This window comes from Paenibacillus sp. MAEPY2 (genome assembly GCF_000499205.1).
Taxonomy (GTDB): Bacteria; Bacillota; Bacilli; order Paenibacillales; family Paenibacillaceae; genus Paenibacillus; species Paenibacillus vandeheii.
Map to the genome: position 1 here is coordinate 412,708 of NZ_AWUK01000004.1, position 12,037 is coordinate 424,744.

Below are 12,037 nucleotides of genomic sequence, written 5' to 3' on the forward strand. Positions count from 1 at the left end.
GGGCACTCATCCCAGTTTTACTTTGGCATGCCACAATAGTAGACATGAAGAACTTGAAGGAGTGATTGAGATTGAATAACGCCAAACGAAGGATTGATCTTGTCCTTCTGCCGATTGTTTTACTGGCGGCATTTCTGAACGGGTACGGCATCTGGAACGACCAATATGCCAATTCCTATTATACGACCGCCGTTGGGAGCATGCTGAGAAATTTCCATAACTTTTTCTATGCATCGCTCGACTCGGCTGGTTCAGTAACCGTAGACAAACCACCAGTTGTCTTCTGGATTCAAACCGCTTTTGCTTACGTTTTTGGATTGCATGGATGGAGTGTTATTTTACCGCAAGCATTAGCGGGGATCGGTTCGGTGCTGCTGATATATTTCATGGTCAAGCCTACATTTGGACTTGGCGCGGCGCGAATCTCGGCACTTGCGATGGCAACCGTACCAGTAGTGGCTGCGGTGAGCCGTACCAACAATATTGACAGCATGCTGGTGTTTACGCTGCTGCTGGGTTCATGGTTCTTATTCAAGGGAAGCAAGCAAGGCAGTACTTGGCGCATTCTGGTTGCCTTTGCGCTCATTGGACTTGCTTTTAATATGAAAATGCTGCAAGCCTATATGATTCTTCCGGCTTTCTACTTGTTCTATCTGCTTGCATTCAACGCCAAGTTGAGAAGAAAAATCATCTTGCTAATTGGAAGTACAGCAGTGCTGGCCGTTGTTTCCTTATCCTGGGCAGTCACCGTGGATTCTATACCGACAGATGAGCGGCCTTATATCGGCAGCAGTGAAACGAATTCGGTGCTGGAGCTGGCTTTTGGATATAACGGTTTATCCCGTCTCACGGGACAACAAAACAGATCAGCGAATGCAGGTATGCCAAATGCCTCTGATGAAGGTAATGTTCGTGGCAGCTCCAATTCCCAGGGTTCTGGAACAGATCAGTCGGGCAGCGGCTCGGCTCCAACAGGAAATCTACCTGGAAACGGTGAAATGGGTGGCATGAACGGAATGACTTTCCCGGGCGGTCAGATGCCAAACGGTGGCGAAATGCCTAATGGAAGAAGTTTCGCAGGCGGTAATGGCGGTGGAGGCATGGGCGGCATGTTTGGCACGGGGGAAAAAGGTCCTCTGCGGTTATTCCAGACTGAACTGTCCGGTCAGGCCAGTTGGCTGTTGCCGGTAGTATTGCTTGGCTGCATCGCCATTTTCGCAGGGCTGAGACGAAGAAATATAACCGATAAGCATAAGGAAGCTTTGTTCTGGCTGGCTTGGCTGCTTCCGGTAGCTGCTTTCTTCAGTGTGGCAGGTTTCTTCCATCAATATTATCTGATCATGCTCGCACCTCCGGTAGCGGCATTAACCGGAGCAGGATTTGCCGCCATGTGGACGGCATATCGTGAACGCAATGGCTGGCAAGCCTGGCTGCTTCCGTTGTCCGTGCTGCTGACGACCATCTTCGGCTGGTATATCATGCAGGTGTATAACGAGACTATCGGGGCAGGTTGGTCCATAGGTGAATTAATTGCAGGCATTCTGATCACGATTATCCTGATTGTGATGCTTAATCGTTCACACCCATGGAAACAGGGTTTAATTATCGCAGGCTTCATGGTCATGCTGATCGGTCCGATCTATTGGGCATTCACACCTATCACGTATGGAGGCAACAGCATGATTCCGGCTGCTGGACCTACAGGTTCCAATGGGATGTTCGGCGGCATGGGCATGGCTATGGGAGATAGACAGGGTGATCGCAATGGTGGCGATATGGGTATGACTCCGCCGAATCCATCAGATGACACCGCTCAGGATCTCCCATCGTCCGATGAAGCTGACCCAAACAATGATGGCATGGGAACACCTCCGAATTCAGGAGGAAGCATGAATGGTGGCGGAGGAATGCCTACGACAGGTGGGCGAGGTGGAGCAGGGAACCGCAACGAAGAAGTGGACACCACAACCCTGAATTATCTGAGAGAGCATAACACAGGTGAAACCTATCTCTTCGCAACGACGGACTACAACCAGGCCGCCCCTTACATCATTGATGAAAATGAAGCAGTCATTACGCTTGGCGGGTTCTCGGGTTCAGATCCGGTGTATACCACGGAAAAACTGGAACAACTCGTGAAGAGTGGACAAGTGAAATACTTCATGGTAGGTGGCATGGGCGGCCGAGGTGGAAGTTCTGATATCGGCGACTGGATCAAGGAGCATGGTACGGAGATTCCAACGTCAGAGTGGAAGACGGGAACAGATAGCGATTCCGGTTTCGGCGGTCAAACGACTTTATATGAAGTGAAATTATAAGTGTGATCCAAGTGATACACGTGTATGAACTTGAACAATTCGAACGAAAACAACGGAAAAGGGAGGGAACGAACATGGCTCAAAAGTACCGTTACAGCATTATCATTCCAATGTATAACGAAGAAGCGGTGATTGAGGAGACCTATCGGCGTCTGAAAAAAGTCATGGGCAGTACGGGAGAGAGTTACGAGCTGTTGTTTGTCAATGACGGCAGTGTGGACCAAAGTGCACAGATGATCCGTGACTACGCCAGATGGGATGAAAGTGTAAAGCTGATTGATTTTGCACGCAACTTTGGTCACCAGATTGCGATTACGGCAGGTATGGATTATGCAGCAGGCGATGCAGTCGTCATAATTGATGCGGATCTTCAGGACCCTCCCGAGCTGATATTGGACATGATCGACAAGTGGAAAGAGGGCTACGAGGTTGTCTATGCCCGTCGGACCAGCAGAAGCGGGGAGACTCGCTTCAAGAAATGGTCGGCAAGACTGTTCTACCGCGTACTGCGAGCGTCGACGGATACGGATATTCCAGTGGATACCGGGGATTTTCGCTTGATGGATCGCAAGGTATGTGATGAGATGAAGCGTCTTCCAGAGAAAAATCGATTTGTCCGCGGATTGGTTAGTTGGGTGGGATTTCGTCAGACAGCCATTGAGTATGAACGGGATGAACGTTTGGCAGGGGAAACCAAATACCCGTTGAAACGCATGTTAAAGCTGAGTCTGGACGGCATTACATCATTTTCACACAAGCCGCTCAAGCTTGCGGGATACGTGGGTGCTGTCCTGTCCATCGGCGGCTTCATCTATATGCTAAGTGTCATCGCTTCGGCTATATTTACAGATTCAACGATCAAAGGATGGCCTTCGATGGTCAGCATCATGCTGATCTTTAACGGTTTCATTCTGATCATGCTGGGCATTCTTGGCGAGTATATCGGCCGAATCTACGATGAAACCAAGGCGCGCCCGCTATACATTGTGAGAGATGTGTATCAGATGGAGAGTCAGTCGGGTCAGACACGGTTAACGGGCAGAGTTGCTCACCATGACTAATCGTCTGGTCACGTTGTTTAAGTTCGGAATTGTGGGCGTCCTGAATACAGCAGTGGATGCAATGGTGTTTACGTTGCTTGCTGCTGCAGGCACACCCATTCTGATTGCTCAGGTGATCTCCTACTGCTGCGGGGTCGTAAACAGTTACTGGTGGAACGGCAGATGGACTTTCCAGGATGCAGGAAGACAGGGCAAAAAAAACGAAATCATGCGTTTTGTAATTACCAATCTCTTGGTTCTGGCGTTATCCTCCCTGATTCTGTACATCTGCAATAGCACATTAGGTTGGAGTGTTGTAATGAGTAAAATACTGGCGACCCTCTCGGGCATGGTTATAAACTATATTGCCAGTCGGTATTGGGTGTTCCGGGCAGATCCTGCACAAAGGTCTGATTCGTCATCTGATGCTAATGAAAGGAGTGTTTCATGATATGAGAATTAAAAAAGCAGTCATTCCGGCAGCGGGGCTTGGTACCCGATTCTTGCCGGCAACCAAGGCACAACCCAAAGAAATGCTGCCCATTGTGGACAAACCGGCCATTCAATATATTGTGGAAGAAGCGGTACAATCGGGCATTGAAAATATTATCATCGTAACCGGACGTAATAAGAAATCGATCGAGGATCATTTTGACAAATCAGTTGAGTTGGAGCACTCCCTGTATGCCAAAGGCAAGCAAGCACTGCTGGAAGAAGTTCAAGCGATCAGCGAAATGGCCAGCATTCATTTTATCCGTCAAAAAGAGCCGCTTGGATTGGGTCATGCGATTGGATGTGCACGTCAGTTTGTAGGAGACGATCCGTTCGCCGTATTGCTTGGAGATGATATTATGGTATCTGATCCACCGGCGCTCGCACAGATGATTCATTTATATGAAAAAACAGGCAGTCAGATTGTTGGCGTGCGGCAAGTGCAGGCTGCTGATGTGAGTAAATATGGGATTATTGATTCACAGGGGGCAGAGGATCGGGTTCACCGGATCACCAATCTGGTAGAAAAACCTTCCATCGCAGAAGCGCCTTCCCGAACAGCCGTAATGGGGCGTTACATTCTGAAACCTTCCATCTTTCCCATTCTGGATCGAATCGAGAGAGGGGCTGGAGGGGAATATCAGCTAACGGATGCCTTGAAAGAAGTGAGCCAGGTGGAAGAGCTGCTGGCCCTTGAGCTGGAGGGGCGCCGCTACGATATTGGTGATCAGTTCGGATATATTCAGGCCATTTTGGAGATCGGACTGATGCGTAAGGAATTGCAGCCCATGCTGACGCCATATCTTCAGCAGCTTGCAACACAGTGGGGATGATAAGACGTGACCGTTGTTAAAGATTAAGGCAAGATCAACAATTTCCAGTATTGTATAATGGTTCCTGTAACGCTACAATGAGCAGGAAGTTCAAGCTGCTCTTTAAGGAGTGTGGAATCATGAGTGAGACGATCATCAGGGATCTGATTAAGTATATGGACGTGGAGGACAACGCTGCTATTCAATACATTCAGACCGAGCACCGGATGCAACTGGGACTCTTTTGGGGAATCCAGAAAGGCAGCCGCGTTCTGGAAATCGGTTGTGGTCAGGGCGATACAACGGCCGTGCTAGCGCATCTGGTGGGGGAGCACGGATACGTTCATGGGGTAGACATTGCACCAGAGAGTTATGGTGCACCGCTAACAGTGGGTGAAGCGGCAGCCAATCTGCGGAAATCTCCGCTAGGTAACCGAATTCGAATGGATTATGATTTCGATATTCTAAGTGATCAGGCCCAATTTGCCGAGAATGAGTTTGATGTGATTGTACTTTCTCATTGTTCGTGGTACTTGAAATCTTTTGACGAACTCGCCCAGATACTCAGCAAGGTAAGGTCGTGGGGACATCAGTTATGTTTCGCAGAATGGGATGCACGCGTTACAGATGTGAGCCAGCTCTCGCATTGGTTATCCGTTCTGATTCAGTCCCAGGTGGAATGCTACAAGGAGAACAGCTTCTCCAATGTGCGCACGCTGTTTACACCGGAGGATATCCGAGAGCTTGTCTCTTCGGCAGGCTGGACGATTAAGGAAGAGGTTTCGATCCATTCTCCCGAACTGCAGGACGGTCAATGGGAAACCGAAATGACATTGGCAGAAGCGCCTATAGAGCTGAAAATGCTTCCGATCCCGGATAAGGTAAGAACACTCCTGCATTCCGAATTGAAATTACTTAGGACACATCATGCCGCGGGGCCTGGAAGTCCATTGGGAACGTATGCGATTGTTGCCAAAAAGCAGTAAAGAAATAGCCAATTGCAGCAATTTATAAAAAAAAACGTCTATCGACGTACTTTCACAGAAGACAGACCGTGTTTAGCTGAAGTTTTTCTTGCGATAATTGAATTGTTCAGCTCCGCTGAAAACGTATAAATTCCAGTATCTAAAAAAAATGTGTTTACTTCACGATGGTAACTTTGATATTATAATCGCAATATCAAATGCGATGAAGAGATGAGTAGATAAAAAGTATTCTTTCACAGAGAGCTCCGGCAGCTGAAAAGGAGCAAAGAATTTTTTGTTGAATAAAGACTCAGAGCAGCACATCGGAACTTTAAGAATTGAGGGATGGTGTGACAGGAGCTCCTGTTACAGAGCAAGAGTATAAGCGGATGCGCATGAGTGAATGCAGTAATCCTTAACTCGAAGAGGCTGGTATGGCGACATATTGGCGAATCTGGGTGGTACCACGAGTGTAACAATCTCGTCCCTGAGACTTTTGTCTTGGGGATGGGATTTTTTGGTTTTCCGGGATGTTGGCTACACGCTTTGGAAATGCCTGAATAGTGTTTAATAAGGAGAAACTCACACCGAAAGGAAATGATGATTTTATGTCAGCAAAATTGAAAGTCGGTATCGTCGGAGGAACGGGGATGGTAGGTCAGCGCTTTGTAGATCTGCTTAATGGACACCCGTGGTTTGAAGTAACTGCAATCTCAGCTAGTGCCAACTCGGCAGGCAAAACCTATGAAGAATCCGTACAAGGCAGATGGAAACTCGCTGTTCCGATTCCGGAAGCAGTGAAAAACATCGTTGTGCAGGATGCTTCCCAAGTGGAAGCTTTTGCGAGTCAGGTTGATTTTATATTCTGTGCTGTAGATATGAAAAAAAATGAAATTCAAGCGCTAGAAGAGGCTTATGCCAAAACGGGAACTCCGGTTGTTTCCAACAACTCGGCTCACCGCTGGACGGCTGATGTGCCAATGGTCATTCCGGAAATTAACCCAGGACATCTGGACGTAATTGAAGCTCAACGTAAACGTCTCGGAACCAAAACCGGATTCATCGCGGTTAAACCAAACTGCTCGATTCAAAGCTATGTGCCTGCACTTCACGCCTTGCGCGAGTTCAATCCAACTCAAGTGGTGGCTTCCACATACCAAGCGATCTCTGGTGCAGGTAAAAACTTTACGGACTGGCCGGAAATGCTGGATAACGTAATTCCATACATCGGTGGCGAGGAAGAGAAGAGTGAACAGGAGCCGCTGCGTATCTGGGGAAGCATTCAAAATAATGAGATTGTAAAAGCGTCCTCACCATTAATTACAACACAATGTATTCGTGTTCCGGTAACTGATGGTCATCTGGCGACCGTATTTGTATCCTTTGAGAAAAAACCATCCAAAGAAGAAATTCTGGATCGTTGGCTGCAATTCAAAGGTCGTCCGCAAGAGCTGGGTCTGCCAAGCGCTCCGAAACAGTTCATTACGTATTTTGAAGAAGAGAACAGACCACAAACGAAACTGGACCGTGACATCGAGCGCGGTATGGGCGTATCAACAGGCAGACTGCGCGAAGACTCCCTGTATGATTACAAGTTTGTAGGACTGTCTCATAACACGTTGCGCGGAGCAGCAGGCGGTGCAGTTCTGATCGCTGAATTGCTCAAAGCTGAAGGATATATTCAGCCGAAATAAACTGGCATTGTGGAAATAGGAATAGAAGTAATAAAATATGACTGACAGGCTACCCCTTTTAGTAGACGAGAGTAAAGAGACATCTGTGAAGATGAATTTTATTTTTGTTGAACAGAGGGGTGTTTTTATGCCTATATAAGCCGCTTTGCTTCGGAATTTGGATAAAAGCTTTGAGATTCGAAATAAGTTATAAAAAATATATGTCAAAAAACTAATATGGTAAATATTACATTGTAGATTCATGAGATTTCCGGTATTTTTATTAACGGCAAACTTTTCTTCTTAAATTAGAAGTAGATTGTCTTAGCAGGTAGCGATTTAAATTGAGAAGAAAGGAGGAAGAAATACGATGTCAGAAGTTGCTAGTCAAAGAGTACATAAACCAGGACCACAACCAGTAAGTTTCGGTAGTTGGATGCTCACGTTGTTCCTAATGATGATTCCGCTTGTAAACATTATTATGTTGTTTGTTTGGGCATTTGGAGATTCAAATCCTTCGAAAGCTAATTATGCCAAAGCATCGTTGCTGTGGGCAGCGATCGGGATTGTTGTGTATATTCTTGTGTTCGTAGTCATCATTGGAACTGGAATTTCACTCTCGGATTACTAGGTTTATGAATGTGTAGATTGATTTCAGTTTGAACCAAAAAAGCGCCGACAATAATGTCGGCGTTTTTTGATTTGTTTATTTTTACTAGGCTGCAGAGGTCTTATCAGCATTGTGAAGAGTCTGCGAGCGGCGGCCAAGCAGGTATCCTGCAAGCGAGGCCAACATCTGCTGAAATACCATGCCAAGTACAACCGGGACGGCAACCGGTGGAGGGAAATAGGACACGGCAAGCACCGCTCCTGCACTAATATTGCGCATGCCTCCGTTGAACACAAGCGCGACCTGATCAGCTTCATTCCAACCGAGCAATCGGGCAATGAAGTAACTCAGTGCATAGCCAAACGACGCGAGGAAAATGATGATGGCTGCGAGACCCGCCAATCGCCAATTAAAGTCAGCTAAATAGGGAGCAACAACAGAGCCATTGATCGCGACAACCGCTGCCATGAACAATTTGGAGAACGGATTCAGCCTTGGTCCCCAAACCGGGACAATTCCACCCTTGGTCCACTCATTCAGCAGCATACCTAGCAAGGAGGGGACAACGATCATCCAGAACAGACTGCTCATCATCGCTGCCATATCGAGTGTGACACTGGTTCCGATCAGGAGAGACAATATCCCAGGTACAACGAAAGGAGCAAGCATCGTGTCAATCAGGATAATCGAAAGTGTCAGAGCGATATTGCCCCGATAGATACTGACCCAGATAAAGCTGCTCACACCAGTCGGAATAACTGCGGCGAGAACAAGGCCCGTTATCGTGTAGGCATCCGTTGGGAATACTAGGTGACCCATGCCCAGAGCAATCAAAGGCATAGCCAGATGCAAAATAAACAGGCAAACAAACAGTGGAAAAGGCTTCTTCAGCACGTTCACAAAATCCCTTATCCCGAGGCTGATGCTTCCGGCAAACGTCATGAAAGCAAAAAGCCATGGTGACAAAAAGGTATAAGAAGAAAGAAGACTCCCGCAAAGAACGCCAATAATAATGCTGATTGGGGTAATCAGTGGCATGATGCGGTTCAAGCGTACATTTAAGGCCTGAAGCATATTCATGACATCCCTTTACCGTGTGATTCCTTTATTATACATGTTAATAAAGCTGAATGCAGACCCATTTGCAATGAAGTACACCGAACAGTTATGATGGATTTTGGAGGAGTACTCTAATTTTGAGTAGGTGGGGATGATTGTGATTAAATGGAAAAGAAAGCAAGCTTGGATGATGACAGGTCTCATTGCGTCAAGTATTCTAGTGATCTCGGCCTGTTCCGTTGTGGAGCAAGCGAACCAGAGTTTGAATTATGTTAGTGGGGCTACTGATTATATAGAGCAAGTATCAAGCGCTGGTACAGAATTGCAGCAACTCGCTTCAGGAGCAGTGAACAATCCGGAAGTGACCACTCAGGTTCAGGAGAAAATCGATCAGATTCAAGCGGAAGCCAGCGAATTCTCTCAGCTAACAGCACCAGCCATAGGGGAAAGCATTCATGAGAATCTGGTTAGTTATAATAATCAATTAACCGAAGTTGTGGGTCAATTCGAGAATACAATTGCACAGCACGGCTTTACAGCCGAAAACTGGGAGAAGACAGGAATTCCAGAACTGATCTCCAATATCAATGGTTTAAAAGATCCGTTAAGCGGGCTTGGAAATAATTGAAGAATTGAACCAGCAGTTACAGGTGTAGTTATATTCATTTGTAAGCGATAACTGGATTATCCTAATAAATTGCAACATCTTAATAAATATGGACGTTATACCGAAGTGTTTTTACCTCTCGGGAATATCGTCCTTTTTCGTGTTGTTTTATATCTAAGTTGAAAATTAGCAAGACTAGGTAATGCATTTACAGAATGGATATGAATTTTTTTGCACATATTGATGTGAAGTCCCTTGTTTGACAACGGTGTGACATCGGCGTATGATGAGTTTATATGAATAAAATATAGTTACTTACTTTAATTTTGGTGACTGCGCCAAAATATGTTCTTATCAAAGGAGACCTGCGTTATGTCTGAACAAGATGGAAAAGTAATCATTATTACGGGCGGAGCGAGTGGGATTGGTAAAGAAACAGCTCTTCAACTTTCGGCACAGGGCGCGACGATTGTTGTGGCGGATTATAATGAAGAGGGTGCGAAGAAGCTTGCTGCCGAGATTGAAGCAGCTGGTGGCACTGCCGGGGCATACAAAGTGGACGTGTCCAAAGGGGACGAGATCAAGGCCCTGATTGACTGGACGGTAGAGAAATACGGAACGTTGAACGGTATTTTCAACAATGCAGGCATTGGCCTCGTAAAGCCATTTCTGGAGATGGACCCGGAATCCTATCACAGAGTAATTGATGTTGACCAACATAGTGTATATTATGGCATGTATTATGGTGCGAAGAAAATGGTTGAACTGAATGTACAAGGGACCATTGTAAATACAGCATCGATCTATGGCAGTATTGCCGCTGTGGGAAGCTTTAACTACAATGCAGCCAAGGCAGCTGTCGTGATGATGTCCAAATCCGGTGCTCTGGAACTTGCCGAGCATGGCATTCGTGTAGTCGGTGTAGCACCAGGCTTCATTGAGACACCGATTCTGGGTGATGACAGAGCGATGAAGGATGCACTTGCCACCCAACATATGCGCGGAGAGCTCATTCAGCCGGAGAAAGTTGCGAGTGTTGTAGCCTTCCTGTTCAGTGACGCTGCAAGTGCAGTGAATGGTACAACGGTTGCGGTAGATGATGGATTCCTCAGCTTCAAAACAAAATAAGATGTGCGGTATAAAGGCAGTCCGTATCCGAAAAATATAAGAAAAAACGGTGCAGAAACGAATAAATCGTTCTGCACCGTTTTTTATATCCCATATAAGACGAATGTATATTATGAAAATAATTCTATATAGTCATCCCGGTAGTTCAGAGATCATGATACAATAAGCAGGCATGTGCTTTTATCATTTTGTGGTGTCATAGACAATACGCACACCGAGAGAGCCATAGCTCTCTTCTTTGTAGTGACATTGGGAGCATGTTTTTGTAGCGCATAACGCATCACTGTGAACTTGTAATTTTTCGTTGCATAGCGGGCATTTATTTTCAAAAAGAGTCTTGAACACGTTAAACATGCTTAATCACTCATTTCGGATTAATTTACTTGGTTTTTATTATAGCCGAATATTTTATCCGCGTATACTGTTTTTTTGCATCATTTTTACACCGCAAGAAAGGAAGAAAAACCGATGGATACGCTGCTTTTTATCATCATGTTTATACTGGGTCTGGTCGGTTCCTTCTTCTCCGGTTTGTTGGGTATTGGTGGAGCCATAATTAATTTCCCGTTGTTATTGTACGTACCTTCTCTTATGGGGCTGGAGCCGTTCTCGGCACACGAGGTATCGTCAATCAGCATGTTTCAGGTGTTTTTTGCCTCACTTGCTGGTGTGATCGCCTACATCAGGAGAACAGGGAGTGGAAAAAAGAGCGACGCTCTCATTCATAAAGGTCTGGTGGCTTATATGGGCTCCAGTATTCTTGTCGGGAGTCTGATCGGCGGATTCATATCCGGTCATCTGAATGGAGAAGTTATTAATCTGATCTACGGCATTCTGGCCATTATTGCCATTGTGCTCATGCTGATTCCTGGTAAGGGAACAGAGGACTCGGGTGGATCATTAGTGTTTAACACGTATGTTGCGGCAGGATCGGCTCTTGCTGTTGGGATCGTCTCGGGAATTGTCGGTGCAGGCGGAGCTTTTATATTAATTCCCATCATGCTTACTGTACTTAAGATCCCTACCCGGACGACCATAGCTTCTTCGTTGGCCATCGTGTTCATCTCTGCGATCGGTGGAGTGCTGGGAAAGGTTCTGGGTGGAGACATCCCGCTGGAGCCCATCATTTATACGGTAATCGGGAGTCTGCTTGGCGCTTCACTCGGTTCCAAAGTCAGTTCGATGATTAATGTGAGACTGCTTCGGTATGGACTGATGATTCTTATCGCCATTACAGCAGTGAAGGTGTGGTCTTCCATTTTGTAAAACGACATAGGATTAAAGCGTCCATGACGATTTCGTAACCAAACGGATGGAATGCCGTATAAAGGTT

Annotated in this window: 11 protein-coding genes and 1 other annotated feature; of the genes, 10 read left to right on the forward strand and 1 reads right to left on the reverse strand. The window is 46.3% G+C overall.

Annotated features, from left to right (window positions below):
* Window positions 1-71 precede the first annotated feature (71 nt).
* The 7 genes from P364_RS0103355 (at window position 72) to P364_RS35060 (ending at window position 7,931) form a co-directional block, all read left to right on the forward strand.
* Complete coding sequence (locus P364_RS0103355) at window positions 72-2,318, forward strand: glycosyltransferase family 39 protein (protein WP_024628747.1); 2,247 nt, start codon at window positions 72-74, stop codon at window positions 2,316-2,318.
* 74 nt (window positions 2,319-2,392) lie between these two features.
* Window positions 2,393-3,379: a glycosyltransferase family 2 protein gene (locus tag P364_RS0103360; protein WP_024628748.1), complete on the forward strand. Its 987-nt coding sequence runs from the start codon at window positions 2,393-2,395 to the stop codon at window positions 3,377-3,379.
* Complete coding sequence (locus P364_RS0103365) at window positions 3,372-3,809, forward strand: GtrA family protein (RefSeq protein ID WP_029880694.1); 438 nt, start codon at window positions 3,372-3,374, stop codon at window positions 3,807-3,809. The genes P364_RS0103360 and P364_RS0103365 overlap by 8 nt, the downstream gene beginning before the upstream one ends.
* Window position 3,810: 1 nt before the next feature.
* Entirely contained in the window at window positions 3,811-4,683 is an 873-nt protein-coding gene (gene galU / locus P364_RS0103370) for a UTP--glucose-1-phosphate uridylyltransferase GalU (RefSeq protein ID WP_024628750.1), read from the forward strand.
* Between the two features lie 119 nt (window positions 4,684-4,802).
* A complete protein-coding gene (locus P364_RS0103375; RefSeq protein WP_024628751.1) occupies window positions 4,803-5,648 on the forward strand; it encodes a class I SAM-dependent methyltransferase in 846 nt (281 codons plus the stop codon).
* 193 nt (window positions 5,649-5,841) lie between these two features.
* Window positions 5,842-6,119, forward strand: a binding site (T-box leader).
* Between the two features lie 116 nt (window positions 6,120-6,235).
* Window positions 6,236-7,321, forward strand: coding sequence for an aspartate-semialdehyde dehydrogenase (gene asd / locus P364_RS0103380; RefSeq protein WP_024628752.1), 1,086 nt, complete (start codon window positions 6,236-6,238; stop codon window positions 7,319-7,321).
* A gap of 349 nt (window positions 7,322-7,670) precedes the next feature.
* Window positions 7,671-7,931, forward strand: coding sequence for a hypothetical protein (locus tag P364_RS35060; protein ID WP_024628753.1), 261 nt, complete (start codon window positions 7,671-7,673; stop codon window positions 7,929-7,931).
* An 84-nt stretch (window positions 7,932-8,015) separates the two neighbouring features.
* Here P364_RS35060 and P364_RS0103390 read toward each other — a convergent pair whose 3' ends face one another.
* Window positions 8,016-8,984 carry a bile acid:sodium symporter family protein gene (locus P364_RS0103390; protein ID WP_024628754.1) on the reverse strand — a complete coding sequence of 323 codons (969 nt, stop codon included), beginning with the start codon at window positions 8,982-8,984 and terminating at the stop codon, window positions 8,016-8,018.
* A 142-nt stretch (window positions 8,985-9,126) separates the two neighbouring features.
* Between P364_RS0103390 and P364_RS0103395 the strand changes: the two genes are divergently transcribed.
* From P364_RS0103395 to P364_RS0103405, 3 genes are all read left to right on the forward strand, one after another.
* Entirely contained in the window at window positions 9,127-9,597 is a 471-nt protein-coding gene (locus tag P364_RS0103395) for a DUF6376 family protein (protein WP_143812600.1), read from the forward strand.
* 351 nt (window positions 9,598-9,948) lie between these two features.
* The gene (locus tag P364_RS0103400; protein WP_024628756.1) at window positions 9,949-10,704 is read left to right on the forward strand and encodes an SDR family NAD(P)-dependent oxidoreductase; all 756 of its coding nucleotides are present in this window, start codon (window positions 9,949-9,951) and stop codon (window positions 10,702-10,704) included.
* 468 nt (window positions 10,705-11,172) lie between these two features.
* A complete protein-coding gene (locus P364_RS0103405; RefSeq protein WP_024628757.1) occupies window positions 11,173-11,970 on the forward strand; it encodes a sulfite exporter TauE/SafE family protein in 798 nt (265 codons plus the stop codon).
* Window positions 11,971-12,037 lie beyond the last annotated feature (67 nt).

Excerpts from the sequence above, each read along its gene's own strand:
- P364_RS0103360 (WP_024628748.1), top strand. The coding sequence starts at position 2,393 with ATGGCTCAAAAGTACCGTTACAGCATTATCATTCCAATGTATAACGAA.
- P364_RS0103365 (WP_029880694.1), top strand. The coding sequence starts at position 3,372 with ATGACTAATCGTCTGGTCACGTTGTTTAAGTTCGGAATTGTGGGCGTC.
- galU (WP_024628750.1), top strand. The coding sequence starts at position 3,811 with ATGAGAATTAAAAAAGCAGTCATTCCGGCAGCGGGGCTTGGTACCCGA.
- P364_RS0103375 (WP_024628751.1), top strand. The coding sequence starts at position 4,803 with ATGAGTGAGACGATCATCAGGGATCTGATTAAGTATATGGACGTGGAG.
- asd (WP_024628752.1), top strand. The coding sequence starts at position 6,236 with ATGTCAGCAAAATTGAAAGTCGGTATCGTCGGAGGAACGGGGATGGTA.
- P364_RS35060 (WP_024628753.1), top strand. The coding sequence starts at position 7,671 with ATGTCAGAAGTTGCTAGTCAAAGAGTACATAAACCAGGACCACAACCA.
- P364_RS0103390 (WP_024628754.1), bottom strand. The coding sequence starts at position 8,984 with ATGCTTCAGGCCTTAAATGTACGCTTGAACCGCATCATGCCACTGATT.
- P364_RS0103400 (WP_024628756.1), top strand. The coding sequence starts at position 9,949 with ATGTCTGAACAAGATGGAAAAGTAATCATTATTACGGGCGGAGCGAGT.
- P364_RS0103405 (WP_024628757.1), top strand. The coding sequence starts at position 11,173 with ATGGATACGCTGCTTTTTATCATCATGTTTATACTGGGTCTGGTCGGT.